This window comes from Sphingobium xenophagum (assembly GCF_002288285.1).
GTDB lineage: Bacteria > Pseudomonadota > Alphaproteobacteria > Sphingomonadales > Sphingomonadaceae > Sphingobium > Sphingobium xenophagum.
On the sequence record NZ_CP022745.1, the window covers coordinates 1653680 to 1673450 of the forward strand.

The window sequence follows — 19771 nt, forward strand, 5'->3', positions numbered from 1 at the left end:
TGACAGCGCTGCCAATTGCGATATTACCGCTCTAAACAGATTGGAGGGGTCATGAAGAGGCTGCGTCTATACGGGTTGCTGGCGGCGGGTATGGTGTTGGCGACATGCCCCGCGACCCTGCTGTCCGCGCGCCCCGCGCAAAAGGCGGCCAGTCCCGCCAAGGCCGAACCGGCGCGCAAGCCGCGGAACGTCGTCTTCATCCTGCTGGATGACCTGCGCTATGACGGCATGGGCTTTTTGCAGCCGGAACTCAGAACCCCCAATATCGACCGGCTGGCGCGGGGCGGCACCTATTTCCCCAATACGGTGGTCACGTCGTCGCTGTGCAGCCCCAGCCGCGCCACCATCTTGACGGGCGAAACCGCGCGCAACCATGGCATTGTCGACAATGCGAATTCGTCGGAAGCCGGGCTGACCTTCTTCCCGTCCTATCTGCAGAAGGCCGGTTACCAGACCGCCTTCATCGGCAAATGGCATATGGGCAATGATGTCGACACGCCGCGTCCGGGCTTTAACAAATGGGTCAGTTTCCGGGGGCAGGGGAGCTATTATCCTGCGAGCGGCGATCCCGATGCAGCCGTGCAGGGCGGCGAAACGACGATGTGGAACGTCGATGGCAAGAAGGTCGCGCAGCAAGGCTATATTACCGATGAACTGACCGACTACGCCATGAACTGGCTGGAAAAGGAACGCGACAAGAGCAAGCCGTTCTTCCTGTATCTGAGCCACAAGGCAGTCCATTCGGACCCTCTGCCGCCGCCGCGCTACCGCCATCTGTACGATCGGACCGATTTCAAGATTCCGGCCAGCGCCGCCAACACGCCCGAAAATTACAAGGGCAAGCCGATGTGGGTCTATAACCAGCGAAACACATGGCACGGCATCGATTTCTTCTTCAACACCGATATGAAGATGACCGAATATCTGCGCTATTATTATGGCGCGCTTGCCGCGGTCGATGACAGTGTTGGCCGTATTGCCGACTATCTGAAGGCGAACGGGCTGGAAAAGGATACGCTGGTCGTCTTTACCGCCGACAACGGGTTTCAGATCGGTGATCATGGCCTGATCGACAAGCGGACCGCCTATCAGGCGTCGGTGCGCGTGCCGATGGTCATGTATGAGCCGGGGACGGTGCCGGCCGGTGTGGTCAACACTGGGCGGATACGCAATCTCGACTATGCGCCGACCTTCCTGGACCTGGCCGGGGTGGAGAAGCCAGCGCAGTTCGAAGGGGTCAGCGCATGGCCGCTCATTACCGGCAAGGTCGCGGACAAGGACTGGAAGGCGCCCGACTTCACCTATGAATATTATTGGGAATGGGCCTATCCCATGACGCCGGGTACATTCGCCATTCAGCGCGATAACCTGAAATATATCCAATATTACGGCGTCTACGACACCGACGAACTCTATGATCTGGCGCGCGATCCTGACGAAATGCACAATCTGATCGACGATCCGGCCTATCTTCAGGCCAAGGTCGATCTGCGCAAGGCGTTGTACCAGCAACTGGCCAATCGCGACGGTCGCCACGCCATTCCCTATGGCGAACGCAACGCCATCGGCAGCGTACGGCGCAACCGCGCGGGAACCGGCGCTGCGCCTTTCCCGGACAGCTGGCTGGTGGAACCCAATCGCGTGGACAGGAAGGACAATGTCCTGCCCGACAGCGTCGCCAAGCAGCGCGCGAATGATGAAGGCAAGGCGTTCGTGCGCTTCCCGGTGCTTGGTTCGCCGGAAGCGAATGCAAATGCGGGAATCAAGGATTGACGGCACGGACGCCTGATGTGCCGCCGGTGACGTGCCCGCCGCGCCGGGCGGGGCTGGCCATGGCGGCGGCGGCGCTGCTTGCAGCCGCGCCTGCCATGGCGGCCCAGGACGGACCGGGATGCCTGGACCAGCGCCTGTCGGCGACGCTGATCCGCCTCCAGCCCAAAAGGTCGCGCCTGACGGCCGTGATCGCCCCGACGCTGGGTGGACAGCTGGTCGGGTTGCAGCTGCGCCGGGCGGGCAAGAGCCATGAGCTTCTCTATCGCGGCATGGATTTCTGCCCGCAGCCCGGCTTTGCGGGCAAGGCGATGGTGATGTGGCCTGCAACGGGACGCACCTTCGCTGCCGATCCTTCGCAGGGCAAGGCTGACAAGGCCGCCGGCTGGCAATGGCAGGGGAAGCTGTGGCCGATGCCGATCCATGGCTTTGCCAAAAATGGCGCATGGTCGGTCGTTACCCCGCCAAAGGGGGCGAGCGGAGAGAGCGTCACGATCGCGTTGCGCGACACGCCCGAAAGCCGCGCGCTGTTCCCATTCCCGTTTCGCCTGTCGATCACCTACGCGCTGCGTGGCGAGCGGATCAGCGTCACCCATCAGGTCACGAACCTGGGCGACGTGGCGATGCCCTTTTCGATCGGCAATCACATCACCTTCGCCTTGCCGCTTGGCGGGCAGGGCGACGCTGCCGACGCAAGGATCAGTACCGACGGGCGAGCGCGGCTTTTGCTGGACGCCTATGGACGGCCCGCAGGCACAGGCGCGGTCGGCCCCCTTAAAGTCGCGCCGCTCTCCTCGCTTGGCACTGAAACTGCGGTTCCTCTGCTCTGGTCGGGTTTTCGGCGTCGCCCCGCCGTCACGCTGACGCAGCCTGGCGTGGGATCGATCATGATCATGCAACAGTCGCGGCGTCCGGCGGAGCGCGATGTCGTCGCCTTCAATCTCTGGGGCAATGTCGACAAGGGCTTTTTCAGTCCAGAGCCATGGTATGGGCGGCAGAATGCGCTGTCCGATGGCGGCGTCGTGCTGCTGCCGCCGGGACAGAGTTTCACATGGGCGTTCTCCGCCGACATTCGTTTGTAGTTTTATTGCAGGGCGTGCGTTCGTCCTGCGGCAGAAGGGATCAGGGAAGCATGATGAGCAGGCAGCGCAGGCAGAGGGCGAGTTTGTGGGTGCAGGCGGCAATGCTGGCGCTGGCCCCCTGCGCCATGTCGCAGCCCGTTGTTGCCAGGACCAGCGCGCCGGAACAGGCCGCCCCGCAGCAGCAGCGCATGAACGTCCTTTTCCTGATCGCCGACGATCTGAACACCCGGACCAGCGCGACCGGCTTCAAGCCGGTCCAGACCCCCAATCTGGACAGGCTGGCGAAACGATCCGTGAACTTTGCCAACGCCTATTCGCAATATCCCTGGTGCGGGCCGAGCCGCGCCTCCTTCCTGACCGGGCGACGGCCCGACACCACCGGCGTCTGGGATTTGAAAACCAAGTTTCGGGACAATTTGCCCGGCGTCGTGACCCTGCCGCAATATTTCCGTCAGAATGGCTATTTCACCGGGCGCGTGGGCAAAATCTATCATCAGGGCGTGCCCGGCGACATCGGGACCAGCGGGCCTGACGACACGCCATCATGGGACCGTGTCGTCAATCCTGCCGGGCGGGACAAGATCAATGAGCGGGATGGCCGGATGACCATCCTCAACCCGCATCCGTCCGGGCGGCTGGGCAGCGCGCTCGCTTTCCTGGCGGATGAAGGGACGGATGAGGAGCAGACCGACGGCAAGGTCGCGTCCGAAACCATCGCCATGTTGAAAGAGCATCGGGACGGCCCTTTCTTCATTGCCGCCGGTTTCTATCGCCCGCACGTCCCAGAAGTTGCGCCCAAAAAATATTTCGACATGTATCCGCTGGACAAGGTCAAGTTCGAGCCGGAGGACCCGGCGGCGCTGGCCAAGGTGCTGCCCGCATCCTACGGACTGGTCGGCTTCCAGAATCTGGACCTGACCGTCGATCAGCAGCGCAGCTTCGTGCGCGCCTATTACGCCGCCACATCTTTCATGGACGCGCAGGTCGGCCGCGTGCTGGATGCGCTCAAGCCGCTGGGGCTTGATCGCAACACGATCATCATATTCACCAGCGACCACGGCTTCCTGCTGGGCGAACATGGCCAGTGGGAAAAGCAGATGCTGTTCGAAGGGTCTGTGAAGGTGCCGCTGATCATCAACATGCCCGGCGCGAAAGGCAATCGGCGCGTGTCGAGGAAGATGGTCGAACTGGTCGATCTCTATCCGACCATCGCGGAGATCGCCGGACTGCCCAAGCCCGATGGCCTTGAAGGCGACAGTTTGAAGCCGCTGCTGGACAATCCGGCGTCGAAGGCGTGGACGCAGCCCGCCTATAGCCAGGTGCAGGGCGGTCGCAGCGTTCGCGTCGCCCGCTGGCGCTACACGGAGTGGGAGAAGGGCAAGCTGGGCGCGGAACTCTATGATGAGGATCGCGATCCGGGCGAGACGCGCAATCTGGCGGCTGATCCACGCTATGCCCACATCGTCCAGCGGTTGAAGGCGATGTTGCCCGAAGCCTCTCCGGGGCCGCGTTACGGCATTGGCGGGGCTGAATAGCCGCCTGATGGCCTGACCCGCCACGGCACGGGATGCAGATGCCTGCGCATGATGTCGAGGAAGGCCGTGATGCGGCGGCTGCGGCCATGGCGCGCGCCCAGCAGGGCCACCACGTCCACGTCGGGCGCGCGCCAGTCGGGCAGGATCTGCACCAGGTTGCCGGTCGCAAGGTCGTCGGCAAGATCCCATTCCGACCGCATGATCACGCCCAGTCCCGCAAGCGCCCAGCCGCGCATGATCGCGCCGTCATTCGTCGACATGAAAGGTTTGATCCGGATCGTTTCGGGGCTGCTGTCGGGCCGGGAAAATCGCCACAGCGTGACGTCCTCGTCATTTTCCCGCAACGCCAGGCATCGGCACTGTTGCAGATCGACGGGTGCCTTGATGACGGGATGATCCCGAAGATAGGCCGGCGACGCGCAGACGATGCGGCGATTGGGGGCGAGCGTGGTGACCAGCCGGGTCGTCCCGTGCAGCGCCCCGATATGAATGACGACATCCCAACTGTCCGATGACAGCGACGCGGGATGATCGGACAGTTCCAGCGCGACCGTGGCTTCCGGATGCAACCGGACGAACTCGCTGACCGCCGGGGCGACGAATTCCCGGCCAAAGCCATAGGGCGCGGCGATCCTCAATTTTCCCCTGACGCTCGTCGATCGTTGGCCCAGCCGTTCGTCCAGTTGCTCGATCGCATCGACGATCGCCGAGCCCTGGGCGGCCAGAAGCTCACCTTCATCGGTCAGCATGAACCCGCGCGACGAACGGTCGATCAGCCGTACGCCCACGCGCTGTTCAAGCGCCTTGAGCCGCTGGGTCACCGCTGGCGCCGACACGTTGAGCCGACGCGATGCGTCCGCCAGCGAGGCTGACCCGGCAATGACCCCGAAGAACAGGAAATCCTCACTCGATAGCATTAAGTCTGACCTTAATTGGAAATGACGAATCTATTAATTGAAGACGAGGGGAAATTCCATAGACTGGTTGTCCTGTCACGCCCCCTAAAGAGTGAAGCGGAACCAGCCTTGTTGGATGAAAAGACACGATATGCCGCCGATGCGGGCGTTCAAACGCTCAGGACCGTTGGCACCCCCTGCCTGATCCTCGATCAGGATCGGATGGACCGCAACGTCGCGCGGCTGCGCGGGCGAATGGAGCGGCTGGGCGTGCAATTGCGGCCCCATCTGAAAACGGCGAAGTCGGTCGATGCCGCGCGGCGGGTCATGACCGCGCCAGCGGGTCCGGCGACGGTTTCGACACTGAAGGAGGCGGAGCAGTTCGCACGCGCTGGCGTGACCGACCTGACCTATGCCGTGGGCATTTCCCCCGACAAGATCGACCGGGTGCTGGCCCTGCGTGCATCGGGGGTCGACGTGTCGGTCACGCTGGACACGGTCGAGCAGGCGCGCGCGGTGGCGGAAGCATCGCGCCGGGCGGGCGACAGGATACCCGCCCTGATCGAGATTGATTGCGACGGTCATCGGTCGGGCGTCCTGCCCGGCGATCGCGCGCTGCTGATCGACATCGCCCAGGCGCTGGAAGATGGCGGCAGCTTGCGCGGGGTGCTCACCCATGCCGGGGCAAGCTATGGCGCGATCGGCGACGATGCGATCCGCGCAGCGGCCGAAGGCGAGCGCGCGGCGGTGGTTCAGGCCGCCACGCTGCTGCGCGAAGCGGGTTTCGATTGCCCGGTCGTAAGCGCTGGGTCCACGCCGACCGCGCATTTCGCCGAAACGCTGGACGGCGTGACGGAAATGCGCGCGGGCGTGTTCGTCTTTTTCGATCTGGTCATGGCCGGGATCGGCGTCTGCGCGATCGACGATATTGCGGTGTCGGTGCTGGCGACGGTGATCGGGCACCAGCCTGAAAAGGGCTGGATATTGGTCGATGCCGGATGGATGGCGATGTCGCGCGATCGCGGTACCGCCAAGCAGGCGGTCGATCAGGGATATGGCCTGGTCTGCGATGTGCACGGCCAGCCTATGGACGATCTGATCCTGTCCGAAGCGAATCAGGAGCATGGCATCATCACGCTTCGGCCCGGTTCGACGGCGTCGCTCCCCGACTTGCCGATCGGCACGCGGCTGCGCATCCTGCCCAACCATGCCTGCGCGACGGGCGCGCAGCATGACAGCTATCATGTCGTCAGCGGGCAGGGCGACAGGATCGAGGCCGTGTGGCCCCGGTTCGGAGGATGGTGATGACGCGCATCGACGCGACGGGCGACGGCCCGCTTCCCGTGACGACGGCCAATGCGCCCGCGGCAGGCGGTCATTATGCGCAGGCCATCAAGCATGGCGGTCTTGCCTATATTTCCGGCCAGTTGCCGATCGACCCTGATGGCACGCACCGTCCCGAAGCGGATTTTGACGATCAGGCGCGGCTGGCCATCCGCAACCTGCTGGCGGTGGCGCAGGCAGCCGGCAGTTCGGCCGAAAGTCTCCTGAAAGTGACGGTCTATATCGTCGGCATCGAAAACTGGCCCCGTTTCAATGCTATCTACGCCGATCTGCTGGGCGACGTTCGCCCGGCCCGGTCGGTCGTTCCCGTCCCGCATCTCCACTATGGCTATCTTGTCGAAATTGACGCCATCGCCGCCTGCGCGGACTGATGGCGCTGAACTGATATGTGACATGAAAGAGGATAGAGCGATTTCCACCCATCCTTCCATCATCGTGCGGCCCATGACCGGCGCGGACCGGGATCTCGATGGTGCGCTGGCGCTATCGCAGGCGGTCAGCTGGCCATATCGCAAGGATGACTGGCGCATCGCGCTGGAACTGGGCCACGGCCTGCTGGCGGAAGCCGATGGCGCCATCGTCGCCTCCATCCTCTGGTGGCCCTATGGCGACGCCTTTGCCACCTGCGGCATCATCATCGTGTCGCCCGCCATGCAGGGACGCGGACTGGGCCGGACGTTGATGGAACAGATGCTCGACGCGACCGGCGACCGGGCGCTTCTGCTCAATTCGACGGTGGAGGGCCATCGTCTGTATGAAAGCTTCGGGTTCCACGATGTCGGCACGGTTCACCAGCATCAGGCCCGACTGCCGGATAGCATCCCTCCCTTGCCGGACAGCGCGGTGCGAACGGCGCAGGCAAGCGACCTGCCCGCCATCGTCAGGCTGGACGAACAGGCCTTCGGCGCGGCGCGGACCCGATTGATCGAGGCGTTCAGCCGCATCGGCACCGCCGCAGTCATCGAACGGGACGGGGTGATCACGGGCTTTGCCATGTGCCGGCGCTTTGGCTTTGGTCAGGCGGTCGGGCCGGTCGTCGCGGCAACGGCAGGCGATGCGCGGCAACTGATCCACCATTTCATGGCGGAACATGCGGGCACATTTCTGCGGATCGACATTAGCGGCGATAGCGGTCTGGGCGACTGGCTGACGACAAATGGCCTGCCCGAAGTCGGCCACGTCACGACCATGATCCGGGGACAGCGTCCTGCCGTCGCGGGAGAAGGCCGGACCTATAGTCTTGCAAGCCAGTCTTTCGGTTGAAGGCGCAGTTCATGAAACTTATCCCCTATTGGCACGACACGGCCCCCGTCTTTTCTGGCACCGAAAAAGGGCCGGTCGAAGGCGACTATGACGTGGCAGTGGTGGGCGGTGGCTTTACCGGCCTTTCCGCATCATTGGCGCTGGCGAAGAAGGGCGCGCGCGTCATCCTGCTGGAAGCCGGGCGGCTGGGCGGATGTGCATCCGGGCGCAATGGCGGGATGTGCAACAACGGCTTTGCGCAGGATTATGCCGGCATGGTCGGCCGCCTTGGCCCGGATGTCGCCAAACGCCTCTACCAAAGCTTCAACAGCGCGGTCGACACGGTCGAGCAGATCGTCCGGGACGAAGCGATCGACTGCGATTTCAAGCGCGTCGGCAAGCTCAAGATGGCGGCGAAGCCCGCACATTATGACAAGCTGGCGCGGTCGCAGGAACTGATGGCGCAGGGCGCGGACCCGGACGCCTATATGGTGTCGCGTCAGGATATGCCCTCGGAAGTCGGCACCGACCGCTATTTCGGCGGGCTGATCTTTCCCAGAAGCGCGGCGATGCATATGGGCAAATTCGTTCATGGTCTGGCAAGCGCAGCGGCGCGCCATGGCGTTCGGCTGCATGAGGACAGCCCGGTCACGGGCATGAAGCGGCTGAACGGCCACGCCCATCGCCTGTCCACGCCATCGGGTGATGTCACGGCCCGGCAGGTGCTGCTGGCGACGGGCACCTCCGCTGTCGGGCCATTATCCTATTTTCGCCGCCGCATCGTTCCGGTCGGTGCGTTTCTGATCGTGACCGAACCCCTGTCGCAGGCGCGGCTGGACAGCCTGTTGCCGCATCGTCGCAACGCGACCGACACGCGCAATTTCGTCAGCTATTTCCGCGTGACGCCGGACAATCGCCTGCTCTTTGGCGGGCGGGCGCGCTTTGCCAGATCCAATCCCCGGTCGGACGTGAAGAGCGGGACCATCCTCCAGAAATCGATGGTCGATATTTTTCCCGGCCTGTCCGACGCCCGGATCGATTATTGCTGGGGTGGCATGGTCGATATGACGGCTGATCGCCTGCCGCGCGCGGGCGAGCATGACGGTCTGTTCTATTCCATGGGCTATAGTGGGCACGGCACGCAGATGTCGACCCATATGGGCCAGATCATGGCCGAGGTGATGGACGGCAACCCCGCTGCCAATCCGTGGGGCGATTTCGCCTGGCCGGCCATTCCGGGGCATTTCGGACCGACATGGTTCCTGCCGTTCGTCGGCGCCTATTATAAATTGCAGGACATATTGCACTGAAACGGTCCCGAATACCGGGCCTGTCGGCAACAGCTTCATAAGGACAGATCAGCGTGAGCGTCCCAGAATATCGCCAATTCTATATTGATGGCGCGTGGCGTACATCATCGTCCGACAAGATGAGCGCCCTCGTATGTCCGGTGACCGAAAAGGTCATCGGCTCGCTGGCCATGGGCACCCACGCCGATGTCGATGATGCCGTTGCCGCCGCCAGAAGTGCGTTCGCGACTTTTTCCGTCACGCCGGTCGAGGAACGGCGCGCGCTGCTGGGGCGGATATTGGCGCTGATGGAGGAGCGGGCCGAAGCGTTGGCGATCGCGATGACCACGGAAATGGGCACGGCGATCAGTTTTGCGCGCAGCGCGCAGGTGCCCTTCGGCATCGCCCATGTGCGGGCGGCGATGGAGGCGTTGAGCGACTATGCGTTCATCACCCATCAGGGATCGACCGCGATCGTGCGGGAGCCGATTGGCGTATGCGGCCTGATTACGCCCTGGAACTGGCCGCTCTACCAGATCACCGCCAAAGTTGCGCCGGCGATCGCGGCGGGCTGCACGACCGTCCTGAAACCCAGCGAATTGTCGCCGCTGAGCGCGCTGCTGTTCGCGCAGATCATGCATGATGCGGGCACGCCCCCCGGCGTCTTCAATCTGGTCAACGGCACCGGGGAAGAGGTTGGGGCTGCGATGGCGTCGCATCCCGACATCGACATGATATCCATTACCGGATCGGTGCGTGCGGGCATATTGGTGGCGCAGGCGGCGGCGGTAACGGTCAAGCGCGTGGTGCAGGAACTGGGCGGCAAGTCGCCCAACATCCTGTTGCCCGACGCCGATTTCGCGCGCGTGGTGCCGTTGGGCGTCGCGTCAGCCCTGCGCAATGTCGGCCAGTCGTGCAGCGCGCCGACGCGGATGATCGTCCCCGTCGACCGGCTGGAAGAGGTGGAGAGACTGGCCCGCCGTCATGCGGAAACCATGATCGTTGGCGATCCGATGGCGCAGGACAGCGTTCTGGGCCCGGTTGCCAACAAGGCGCAGTTCGACCGCGTTCAGCATATGATCCGCGTCGGCATCGACGAAGGGGCGAAGCTGATCTGCGGCGGTCCCGGTCGTCCCGAAGGATTGAGCGAGGGCTATTTCACGCGGCCCACCATATTTTCCGACGTCACGACCGACATGCGCATCGCGCAGGAGGAGATTTTCGGGCCGGTACTGTGCATCATCCCCTATGCGACGGAAGATGACGCGATCGCCATCGCCAACGACACCGTCTACGGCCTTGGCGGGCATGTCCAGTCGGCGGACCTGGAAAGCGCGCGCCGGGTCGCGCGCCGCATCCGATCCGGCCAGGTGCATATCAATCACCCCGCCTGGGACGCCCATGCCGCCTTTGGCGGTTACAAACAGTCGGGCAATGGCCGCGAATATGGCGTTTTCGGTCTGGAAGAATGCCTCGAAACCAAGGCGATATTGGGATACGGCCCGTCATGACCAACGTTTGAAGGGGCTGTCGCCAGAACCTTTCCCACCTTATTGACTGAACGCAGGCTGGAACTTCATCATGTCCCCAGAACCAAAAAGATCGCCAGCGACGAAAGTCTGCCCCGGTCCGCCGACGTCGTCATCATCGGGGGCGGTATCGTCGGCGCGGCGACCGCTTATTATCTCGCCAGGCGCGGCCTGTCGGTGGCCCTGCTGGAAAAGGGCTATATCGGCTGTGAACAATCCAGCCGGAACTGGGGATGGTGCAGGCAACAGAATCGGGACATGCGCGAAATGCCGCTGTCGGTCCTGTCGATGCGGCTCTGGGACGGGTTGGCCGATGAAATCGGTCAGGATCTGGGCTTTCGCCGAACCGGCCTTCTCTATGCCAGCGATGATGACAAGCAGTTGGCCGAATGGGAAAAGTGGCAGGAGGTCGCGCGGCTGTTTGATGTCGAAACGCGCATGTTGTCGGCGCGCGAAGCGGCGGAAACCTTCCCCGAAACCAAACGCAAATGGCGCGGTGGCATCCACGCTGCCCGCGATGGCAAGGCGGAACCCGCGCTGGCCGCGCCTGTCCTTGCCGAAGGTGCGCGCGCGCACGGCGCGACGATCCATCAACAATGCGCCGCCTATGCGCTCGATATAACCAATGGGGCCGTGAGCGGCGTCCACACGGAGAAGGGGTTTATCGCGGCCGATGCCGTCCTGTGCGCTGCCGGTGCCTGGGCATCAGCATTTTGCCATACACTGGGCGTGCGGTTTCCCCAGGCCAGCGTGCGCCAGACCGCGCTTCGTTCCCGCCCCGCGCCCAATGTCGGCGAAGTGCTCTATACCCCGACTGCGCGCTCACCCGCAGGCTGGACGGCAGCTATACGATGACGATCAGCGGCAAGGCCACGTTGGAAGTGACGCCCCAGAGCCTGCGTTACGCCAAGCCGTTCATGCCCATGTTTCTCAAGCGTCTGCGGGCCGTACAGGTGGGTGTCGGCAAATCCTTTTTCGTCGGGCCGGAATCCGTTTCGAGCTGGTGGTCTGCCAAGGAGCACCGCTTTTCCGACATCCGGGTGCTGGACCCCGATCCCGATCCGAAATTCATCGCTGCGATCCTGGCCAATGTCCGCGCGAGCTTCCCGGCGCTTGCGGACATCGAAGTCGATGAGGCGTGGGGCGCCTATGTCGATTCGACCCCCGACGCGGTGCCGGTCATTTCGCCGATCGAAGGGATTGGCGGCTATTATCTGGCCGCTGGCTGTTCGGGACATGGCTTTGGCGTCGGGCCGGGCATTGGATTTCTGGCGGCGGAACTGATCGCCAATGACAAGCCCAGCGTCGATCCCCACCCCTATCGGCTGTCGCGATGGTCCGATGGGACAAGGATTGAAGTCGGCGCGCTATAATCCTGCGCGAATGGGGCAGGCTTTCACAATATGAGCCGTCCGATACGGCCCCGCCTCCATGGGACATAGCCCGTGGAGGCGGGAGTCTTTCCGATCAGGCGTCCACCAGTTGTTTCGCGCCGCGCTGCACCGTCATGCGGTGCGTACCGGCCAGTTCGGTCGTGCGGGTGCGGATGTCCTTCATGAAGTGCCATGAACCTGCGACCTGTTGCGGCGTCACCTCCAGCGAGACATAGCCGCGCTGGCTGGTGTCGCAGAAGGCCATGCCCGGATTGACCGCGCGCAGGGCGCGGGCAATGTCGGCTGGCGGCACGCCCTTGGCATAGGCTTCAAAGCCCGGCGACGTGACGCTATGACCGGCAAATTCCACGCCGACCCGGTCCTTGCCGCCGCCCTGACCGGGGCCGCGATCGCCCAGATTATAGCCCCAGGCATTGTGGCTGTCGCCCGACAGGACGACAAGGTCGGCGTCGGCCCCAAGCGCCGCGTCGTACAGGCGGTTGCGCGCCGCCGGATAGCCGTCCCAGCTGTCCATATTATAGGGCAGGCCCGCCTGCGAGGCAGCGACCGCGCCGGCCAGCGACTTGCGCACGATCTCCGGCGCGTTGGCGGGCACCCAATCGGCCGCGTTGGTCGGAAAACGGCCATAGCCCATGATCACTTGCTGGGCCAGGATCTGCCAGGCGGTGCCTGCCTTTTTGGATTTGCCGAACCCGTCATAGAGCCATTTTTCCTGCGCCGTGCCCATCAGCGTACGGTCCTGCGCGCTCCAGGCGCCATCGCGGAAGTCGGCGAGCGCCTTGGCGACGTCCCCGCGCCCGGCGATCGCTTCGCGCACGTCCAGCTGCTTGTCGCGCCCGGTGATCCGGGTTTCGGGACGGAAGATGGTGGCCAGCGTACCGATCTGGAAACTGTCATACATCGCGTCGGAAACGGGCATCCATTCGCGATAGACCTTCTCCGCCGCCGCCTTGCGCACGGCCCATTCGCCTTCCTTGTCGGGCTGATGATTTTCCGCGCCGTCCCTATAGGCGTCGTTCGCCAGTTCATGATCGTCCCACTGGGCAATCATCGGGAAGGCGGCGTGCAGCGCCTGAAGATCGGGATCGAGCCGGTAAGAGGCGTAGCGCAGGCGATAATCGGCCAGCGTCACCATCTCGTTCGCCGGTTCGATGATGCGGCCGGGCACCGCCTCCTCCAGGCTGGGATAATGGCCGCGATCATATTCGTAGAGATAGTCGCCGCAATGGATGACCAGGTCGATATCGTCCCGCGCGGCGGCATGGCCATAGGCGTTGAAATAGCCAAAGGGCAGGTTGGAGCAGGAAAAGAGACCGATGCCGAAGCGGGATACGTCCCCCTGCGGCAGGGTGCGGGTGCGGCCGATCCGGCTGATCCGGCCATCGGGGGCGATGAAGCGGTAGAAATACCATTGGCCCGGCTGAAGGCCGGTAACGGTTATTTTCGCGGTGTGATCGGCATCGGCGCGGGCCGTGACTTCGCCGCCCGACATGACCTTCGCAAAGGCCGGGTCGGTCGCGACCTCGACGCGCAGCTTGCTGTCGCCTGACCCGACATAACGGGTCCACAGCAGCACGCTATTCGCGCCCGGCTCGCCACTGGCGACGCCATGGGTGAAGCCGCGCAGGCTCAATATCTGCGCAACGCCGGGGACGGGCAGGGCGGCCAGCCCGACGATGCTGGCTTTGATAAGCAGGCGGCGGTCGATGGTGAAGCTCATGGCGGTTCCTTTCCTGCTGCCGTTCAGAAACGGCCGGTCAGCTGCGCGCCGTAGAAGCGCGGTTCGGCGGGGATGAAGGTCGGGATGCCAAAGGCGCCCCCGGTATTGCCTGCGTCGAGCAGGTAATTCCTGTCTGTCGCGTTGCGCACGAAAGCGGAAATTTCGTAGCGATCCTCGGCAAAGCTGACGCCTGCGCGCAGGTTGACCAGCATCACGCCCTTCTGGCTGATTGCTTCGCTGTTGGGCACTTCGAAATAGATTTTGCTGCGATAGGTAAGGCTGGGCGTCGCAAAGACGCGCATGCCGTTGCCCATCGGCGCATCGATCGTGAAGCCAGCCGCCGCCTGAAATCTGGGCTGGAGGCGGAACTGGTCCCCGGCGAAGCGACCATTGGCCGGCTTGTCGTCGATGCCGCCATCGATATAGCCGCCATTGGCGAATATGTTGAGCCAGCTGGTAGGCTGGATCGCGACTTCCGCTTCAACGCCAAGGTTGCTGGCCGTGCCAGCGCTGACCGTGCGGGTCACGCCGTCGCTGCCGGTCACGCTCACCTGGAAATTATCATAGGTCTGATAGTAGACGCCCAGCGAGCCGGAGAAGATGCCGCTATTGCCCTTCAGCCCGACTTCATAGTTCCAGACATTTTCTTCCGCGATCCGGTTGATGCGGGCGACGCCCCCGGCGGCAGCGTCCAGATTGACGGTCGGCGAGCGGCGGCCCTTCGACACGGTGGCAAAACCGTTCAGGGCGGGCGAGAAGCGATAGAGGATGTTGAAACGCGGCAGGAAGGCCGCGAAGCTGCTCTGGGTCCGCAGGACGCGACCATTGGTGTTGACCTGACCCGGAATGAGGGGCGCGCGGGTCAGCACGGAATTGGGCACATTGGTCACATAGCCCGACCGGCGTTCTTCGATCAGCGCGCGGATGCCAGCCGTCAGTTCCAGCGACGGGCTGGCGAGCCAGGTGCCGTCGGCGAACATCGAATAGCTGTCATTCTTGCCCTGATTTTCAAAGACCGAGCTGTAGGGAATGACGGTGGCCGCGCCGTTGGTGAGGATCGCGGTCGCCTGCGACGCGGCGACGGTGCCGTTGGCCGCGACGCAGGGGAGGCCGGGGATCAGGCGCGCGGCGCACTGGAGATAGGTGCCTTCTTCGGTCGAAAAGGGCACGCGCTGGTGGTTATCCTCGCGAAACAGGTTCCAGCCGAACGCGCCGCGGAAATGATCGCCGGCATAGGCGAAGCGGGTTTCGTGGCTGGCTTGCCAGCCCTTCGCCTCCTCGGCAAATTCCAGATACCAGGCGGCCGACCCGTCGGCGTCAAAGACTTCGTTGCTGTCGAACTTGCGATAGCCATTGACCATCGTCAGCGTCCAGTCGTCGGCGAAATCCCAGCTGAAGGTCAGGTTCGCGTCATAGACGTCGCGGTGCAGGCCAAGCTTGTCGCCGCCCAGCACGGTCGACGACAGCGGCGAACCGCTCAGATTGGCCGCGCCGAACGGGTTGCCCGGCCCTTCCGATGTCGGCAGCGCGCGGGATATGAAGGGCGTGCCGGAATTGCGCTGGCGGTCATAGGTCAGGATAAGGTCGGCGGTGAAGCTGTCGGTTGGCTTGAGGCGCAGCGAGCCGCGCACGCCCAGCTGGTCGCGGGCATAGAGATCATCCTGCGTCGCGGACAGATTCTTCACATAGCCGTCGCGCTTTTTCCAGGCAAAGGCGATGCGTCCGGCGACCTTGTCCGACCCGCCATTGACGAAGCCGCTCAGCAGCTTGGAATCATAATTGCCGTAGCCCGCAGTCAGTTCGGCGGAAAAGCCGGGCTTGGGCCGGGCGGAGATCATGCTGATCGCGCCCACCGCCGACGCTGTGCCGAACAATGTCGCCTGCGGTCCCTTGATGACCTCGATCCGCTCCATATCGTAAATATCCTGATAGGAGCCGCGCGAGCGCGAAATATCGATGCCATTATAATAGAGGGTGACGCGCGGCGCCTGTTGCGCCGACCCGCTGTCGGACGTGATGCCGCGAATGACGATGCCGGGATTATTGGCGCTCTGTTCCTGGATGTTGAGGCCGGGGATATAGTTGGACAGTTCGTCGAGGTCCGAAACGCCGATTTGCTCCATCCGCTTGCCGCTGACGGCCGAGATGGTGATTGGCACATCCATCGCGCGCTGTTCGATCTTCTGGGCGGTAACGATGATCTGTTCGCCACCGGCCACTTCCGCGTCAGGCGCAGCGGTCTGGGCGATGGCGGGGAAGGCTGTGCTGCTGGCGAGCAGGACGGCAAAAATTTTCATACGGCGTGTCATGGTGCGAACCCCCTTTATGGATGAGGACGCCGTTGCCGGAAGGATGTGACTCGTCGACTGCCGGGACATGACAATGTCGTGAAAGTTACGATATTATATTGTCATACAATACCGGTTCCTAATGGCGCCGAAACGGCCCGTCTGGACCTGTCGCCATGATCGTGACAGCGGCCCTCAGCATGCCTTGTTGCGGCGCGTAGTTGCGGCACAGAGGCGAGCAGGCGGCATGCCAAACCGCGATCACAACAGGGCGGCAACCATAGATCCGCACCAGCCGGATTTTAGAGAATTATTTGAAAGCAGAGATGTGGTGGCGGAGCGGCAGGGATTCGAACCCTGGATACGCTTTTGGCGTATACTCACTTTCCAGGCGAGCGCCTTCGACCACTCGGCCACCGCTCCGCATTGCTCTGGAAGTGGCGCTCCCTATCGCGGCGAAGGCGGCTAGGCAAGGGGATGCTTTACTTTCCTGCGCGGTGACGCTCTGATCGGGACATGATCCGATTTTTCGCGCCCGCGCTGCTCGCTTTTATACCCGCTTCTGCCGCCATCGCCGCTGATCCGCCCGCAACGCCCGCTGCCGTGGTGGCCGCCGCCCCGGCCAGCGCCTGGCGCGCGATTGCGGCGGAAAATCTGCTGGTGATGACGATCGAGGGGGGCAAGCGCGTGGTGATAGAGGTCGCGCCGGCCTTTGCGCCGCGCCATGTCGCCAATATCCGCGCGCTGGCAAAGGCGCACTGGTGGGACGGGACCAGCATCAACCGGGTGCAGGACAATTATGTCGTGCAATGGGGCGATGCGACCGAGAAGAAGCCGTTGCCGCCTGGCCTGTCGCCCACCAGTCCGGCCGATTATGTCCGATCGATCGCCAATGTGCGGCTGGCGATCACCCCCTCGCCCTCGGCGGACGCCTATGCGCCCAAGACGGGCTATGTCGATGGCTGGCCGATGGCGATGGACGGCGATAGCGCGTGGCTGCCGCATTGCTATGGCTTTATCGGCGTCGGCCGCAATGTCTCGCCCGATGCGGGAACGGGGGCGGAGCTTTACGCCGTGAACGGGCAGGCCCCGCGCCAGCTTGATCGCAATATCGCCGTGGTCGGCCGGGTGGTCGAGGGCATGGCGCATCTGTCCAGTCTGCCGCGCGGATCGGGCGAACTGGGTTTCTACACGGCCGACGAAAAGACAGTGCCGATCCTGTCGGTGCGACTGGCGAGCGAATTGCCTGAAGCCGAACGGCCGCATTTTCAGGTGATGGACGTCGCTTCGCCCAGCTTTGCCGCCTATTTGCGGCTGCGCGCCAACCGGAAGGATGATTTTTACGATCGCCCTGCTGGCGGCGTCGATCTGTGCAATGCGCCGGTGCCGGTGCGCGCCGCGCCATAAAGGAACATTCGCCGCCCCATTCGCGCTATAGCCGCAGCATGATAGCGGGAGAGAGCGGATGATCGTAGGCACCGTCAAGGAAATCAAGAATCACGAATATCGCGTCGGGCTGACTCCCGAAAGCGTCCATGAACTGACCGCGCATGGTCATGAGGTGCTGGTGGAAACGGGCGCGGGCGACGGGATCGGCGCGCATGATGCGCTGTATGAGAAGGCGAGCGCCAGGATCGTAGCCACCGCTGCGGAGATATTCGCCAGCGCCGAAATGATCGTGAAGGTCAAGGAGCCGCAACCGGGCGAACGCGCCATGCTGCGCGCCGGGCAGATCCTCTACACCTATCTGCATCTGGCCCCCGATCCCGACCAGACCCGCGATCTGATCGCCAGCGGGGCCGTCTGCATCGCCTATGAAACGGTGACGGACGATCAGGGTGGCCTGCCGCTGCTCAAACCCATGAGCCAGGTGGCTGGTCGCATGTCGATCCAGGCGGGCGCGACGGCGCTGGAAAAGGCGCATGGCGGGCGTGGCGTGCTGCTGGGCGGGGTGCCGGGCGTGCTGCCTGCCAAGGTGGCGGTGATCGGCGGCGGCGTGGTCGGCTTCAACGCGGCGCAGATGGCGGCGGGGCTGGGCGCGGACGTGACGATTCTGGACCGCAGCCCGCAAGTGCTGGAGCGGCTGGGCATGTATTTCGAAGCGCGGGCCAAGACGCGCTTTTCCAACCGCGCCAATCTGGCCGATTGCGTGGCGGACGCTGATCTGGTGATCGGCGCGGTGCTGATCCCCGGCGCGGCCGCGCCCAAGCTGGTCAGCGCGGACATGCTCAAAAGCATGAAGAAGGGCGCGGTGCTGGTCGATGTCGCGATCGACCAGGGCGGCTGTTTCGAAACCAGCCATGCCACCACCCATGCCGACCCGACCTATATCGTCGATGGCATCGTCCATTATTGCGTCGCCAACATGCCGGGCGCTGTGGCCCGCACCAGCACCTATGCGCTCAACAATGTGACGCTGCCCCATGCGTTGCGGATCGCCGATCTGGGATGGAAGGATGCGTTGCGCAGCGACCCGCATTTGCTGGCGGGCCTCAATGTGTGGGACGGCAAGATCACCTATGGCGCGGTCGCGGACGCGCTGGGTCTGGATCATGTTTCGGCGGCACAGGCGGTCGCCTAGATAAGCCACCGTCCAACTTTTGCCTGTTCCTGTTGCGGGTTAGCCTCGCCTGTTCGTCTAGCCAGACAAGGGGCGCTGTTCCGTGTCCCTTATCCGGTTTCGCCGAAGAGAGGCATGGTTTCCCGTGATGATCGATTCCCCGACATTCGCCCCCTTGACCTGCAAGGGCGTTAGCAACAGCTTGATCAAGGGTCAGGCACGGGAACAGGGGGCGCGGTGATGCACGGTGATGTCATGACCTGGCTGGTGCCGCTGGTTTCCATGCTGGCGGCGGGGCTGTTCGCCGGCTTTGCCGCGGGCATTTTCGGTATTGGCGGCGGCTTCGTCGTCGTGCCTGCCTTGTTCGTCGTGCTGCCCCTGCTGGGCGGCACGCACGATGCCATCGCCCATGTCGCGATCGGCACGTCGGCGGCGACGATCATCGTCACCTCCATTCGCTCGCTCCTGTCCCATGCCAAGCGCGGGGCGGTGGAGTTTGAGATACTCAAGACCTGGGCGCCGTGGATCATCCTGGGCGATGGCATGGGCGTGTTGTTGGCAGGCCATGTCGACGGGCGCATCCTGACCATGATCTTCGCCGGGGGCGTATTCCTGATGTCGCTCAACTTCCTGCTGCCCAAGGTCGGCGACAAGGTGATCAGCCAGGACATGCCGTCGGGGATCGCGCGGGTCGGCATTGCCGGGGGCTGGGCACATTTTCCGCGCTGCTGGGGATCGGCGGCGGGACGATCGCGATCATGGTGATGACCTTGTGCGGTCGCTCGATCCACCGCGCGATTGCCACTGCGTCCGGCGTCGGCACGCTGATCGCCATTCCCAGCGCGATCGGCTTTGCGCTGATCGGCCTTAAGGAAACCGGCCTGCCCTGGGGGTCGCTGGGCTATGTCAATGTGCCCGCGACGCTGGCGATTGCCTCCATGTCGGTGCTGACCGCGCCGCTCGGCGTCGCAGTCGCCCATGCGCTGCCCGCCAAGCCGCTCAAGAAGATTTTTGGCGTCTATCTGGTCGTCATCGCCTTCGTCATGTTCCGCAACGCCCTGAAAATCTGACGGCGTGGGGCGTCACTAACAGCCATTGTCACTGGCGGCCTTTCCCTTCATT

The 19771-nt window shown here is 63.6% G+C and carries 15 protein-coding genes, 1 tRNA gene and 1 pseudogene; 13 read left to right on the top strand and 4 right to left on the bottom strand.

Annotated elements, in window-relative coordinates:
* Positions 1-51 precede the first annotated feature (51 nt).
* Genes CJD35_RS07990 through CJD35_RS08000 form a run of 3 tightly spaced genes read left to right on the top strand, consistent with a single transcriptional unit; the run spans position 52 to position 4387 of the window.
* Positions 52-1773 (top strand): sulfatase family protein, encoded by a 1722-nt coding sequence (locus CJD35_RS07990; protein WP_037514934.1) that lies wholly within the window; start codon positions 52-54, stop codon positions 1771-1773.
* Complete coding sequence (locus CJD35_RS07995; protein ID WP_017183920.1) at positions 1770-2852, top strand: aldose 1-epimerase; 1083 nt, start codon at positions 1770-1772, stop codon at positions 2850-2852. Before CJD35_RS07990 ends, CJD35_RS07995 begins: the two co-directional genes overlap by 4 nt.
* A 50-nt stretch (positions 2853-2902) precedes the next feature.
* The gene (locus tag CJD35_RS08000) at positions 2903-4387 is read left to right on the top strand and encodes a sulfatase (RefSeq protein ID WP_244917174.1); all 1485 of its coding nucleotides are present in this window, start codon (positions 2903-2905) and stop codon (positions 4385-4387) included.
* Here the strand turns inward: CJD35_RS08000 and CJD35_RS08005 are convergent.
* A complete protein-coding gene (locus CJD35_RS08005) occupies positions 4363-5304 on the bottom strand; it encodes a LysR family transcriptional regulator (protein ID WP_095686980.1) in 942 nt (313 codons plus the stop codon). The genes CJD35_RS08000 and CJD35_RS08005 overlap by 25 nt on opposite strands.
* Positions 5305-5412: 108 nt before the next feature.
* Here CJD35_RS08005 and CJD35_RS08010 point away from each other — a divergent pair, with 108 nt between their 5' ends.
* The 7 genes from CJD35_RS08010 (at position 5413) to CJD35_RS22960 (ending at position 12060) form a co-directional block, all read left to right on the top strand.
* Positions 5413-6588, top strand: coding sequence for a DSD1 family PLP-dependent enzyme (locus CJD35_RS08010; protein WP_017183923.1), 1176 nt, complete (start codon positions 5413-5415; stop codon positions 6586-6588).
* Entirely contained in the window at positions 6582-6998 is a 417-nt protein-coding gene (locus CJD35_RS08015) for a RidA family protein (RefSeq protein ID WP_017183924.1), read from the top strand. Before CJD35_RS08010 ends, CJD35_RS08015 begins: the two co-directional genes overlap by 7 nt.
* Before the next feature lie 22 nt (positions 6999-7020).
* Positions 7021-7890, top strand: coding sequence for a GNAT family N-acetyltransferase (locus CJD35_RS08020; RefSeq protein ID WP_017183925.1), 870 nt, complete (start codon positions 7021-7023; stop codon positions 7888-7890).
* 11 nt (positions 7891-7901) lie between these two features.
* Complete coding sequence (locus tag CJD35_RS08025) at positions 7902-9179, top strand: NAD(P)/FAD-dependent oxidoreductase (protein WP_026002537.1); 1278 nt, start codon at positions 7902-7904, stop codon at positions 9177-9179.
* A gap of 119 nt (positions 9180-9298) precedes the next feature.
* Positions 9299-10669 (top strand): aldehyde dehydrogenase family protein, encoded by a 1371-nt coding sequence (locus CJD35_RS08030; RefSeq protein ID WP_244917242.1) that lies wholly within the window; start codon positions 9299-9301, stop codon positions 10667-10669.
* A gap of 42 nt (positions 10670-10711) precedes the next feature.
* Positions 10712-11542 carry an NAD(P)/FAD-dependent oxidoreductase gene (locus CJD35_RS22955; RefSeq protein WP_244917175.1) on the top strand — a complete coding sequence of 277 codons (831 nt, stop codon included), beginning with the start codon at positions 10712-10714 and terminating at the stop codon, positions 11540-11542.
* Positions 11539-12060: an NAD(P)/FAD-dependent oxidoreductase gene (locus CJD35_RS22960; RefSeq protein WP_244917176.1), complete on the top strand. Its 522-nt coding sequence runs from the start codon at positions 11539-11541 to the stop codon at positions 12058-12060. The genes CJD35_RS22955 and CJD35_RS22960 overlap by 4 nt, the downstream gene beginning before the upstream one ends.
* 94 nt (positions 12061-12154) lie before the next feature.
* On the opposite strand, the gene CJD35_RS08040 is transcribed toward CJD35_RS22960, so the two are convergent.
* From CJD35_RS08040 to CJD35_RS08050, 3 genes are all read right to left on the bottom strand, one after another.
* Complete coding sequence (locus CJD35_RS08040; RefSeq protein WP_017183929.1) at positions 12155-13801, bottom strand: alkaline phosphatase D family protein; 1647 nt, start codon at positions 13799-13801, stop codon at positions 12155-12157.
* 23 nt (positions 13802-13824) lie between these two features.
* Entirely contained in the window at positions 13825-16098 is a 2274-nt protein-coding gene (locus tag CJD35_RS08045) for a TonB-dependent receptor (protein WP_017183930.1), read from the bottom strand.
* A 323-nt stretch (positions 16099-16421) separates the two neighbouring features.
* Positions 16422-16512: transfer RNA gene (locus CJD35_RS08050), tRNA-Ser, on the bottom strand.
* 93 nt (positions 16513-16605) lie between these two features.
* Between CJD35_RS08050 and CJD35_RS08055 the strand changes: the two genes are divergently transcribed.
* From CJD35_RS08055 to CJD35_RS08065, 3 genes and pseudogenes are all read left to right on the top strand, one after another.
* Positions 16606-17496 carry a peptidylprolyl isomerase gene (locus CJD35_RS08055; protein WP_017183931.1) on the top strand — a complete coding sequence of 297 codons (891 nt, stop codon included), beginning with the start codon at positions 16606-16608 and terminating at the stop codon, positions 17494-17496.
* Between the two features lie 58 nt (positions 17497-17554).
* Positions 17555-18670 (top strand): alanine dehydrogenase, encoded by a 1116-nt coding sequence (gene ald / locus CJD35_RS08060; protein ID WP_017183932.1) that lies wholly within the window; start codon positions 17555-17557, stop codon positions 18668-18670.
* 219 nt (positions 18671-18889) lie between these two features.
* Positions 18890-19719, top strand: a pseudogene (locus CJD35_RS08065) (sulfite exporter TauE/SafE family protein).
* The last annotated feature ends 52 nt before the right edge of the window (positions 19720-19771 follow it).

What these genes read in the sequence shown, in the direction of transcription:
- CJD35_RS08030 (WP_244917242.1), top strand. Translation starts at nt 9,299, where the DNA reads ATGAGCGCCCTCGTATGTCCGGTGACCGAAAAGGTCATCGGCTCGCTG.
- CJD35_RS08045 (WP_017183930.1), bottom strand. Translation starts at nt 16,098, where the DNA reads ATGAAAATTTTTGCCGTCCTGCTCGCCAGCAGCACAGCCTTCCCCGCC.
- CJD35_RS08025 (WP_026002537.1), top strand. Translation starts at nt 7,902, where the DNA reads ATGAAACTTATCCCCTATTGGCACGACACGGCCCCCGTCTTTTCTGGC.
- CJD35_RS08020 (WP_017183925.1), top strand. Translation starts at nt 7,021, where the DNA reads ATGAAAGAGGATAGAGCGATTTCCACCCATCCTTCCATCATCGTGCGG.
- CJD35_RS08040 (WP_017183929.1), bottom strand. Translation starts at nt 13,801, where the DNA reads ATGAGCTTCACCATCGACCGCCGCCTGCTTATCAAAGCCAGCATCGTC.
- ald (WP_017183932.1), top strand. Translation starts at nt 17,555, where the DNA reads ATGATCGTAGGCACCGTCAAGGAAATCAAGAATCACGAATATCGCGTC.
- CJD35_RS08005 (WP_095686980.1), bottom strand. Translation starts at nt 5,304, where the DNA reads ATGCTATCGAGTGAGGATTTCCTGTTCTTCGGGGTCATTGCCGGGTCA.
- CJD35_RS22960 (WP_244917176.1), top strand. Translation starts at nt 11,539, where the DNA reads ATGACGATCAGCGGCAAGGCCACGTTGGAAGTGACGCCCCAGAGCCTG.
- CJD35_RS08055 (WP_017183931.1), top strand. Translation starts at nt 16,606, where the DNA reads ATGATCCGATTTTTCGCGCCCGCGCTGCTCGCTTTTATACCCGCTTCT.
- CJD35_RS07990 (WP_037514934.1), top strand. Translation starts at nt 52, where the DNA reads ATGAAGAGGCTGCGTCTATACGGGTTGCTGGCGGCGGGTATGGTGTTG.
- CJD35_RS08000 (WP_244917174.1), top strand. Translation starts at nt 2,903, where the DNA reads ATGATGAGCAGGCAGCGCAGGCAGAGGGCGAGTTTGTGGGTGCAGGCG.
- CJD35_RS08015 (WP_017183924.1), top strand. Translation starts at nt 6,582, where the DNA reads ATGGTGATGACGCGCATCGACGCGACGGGCGACGGCCCGCTTCCCGTG.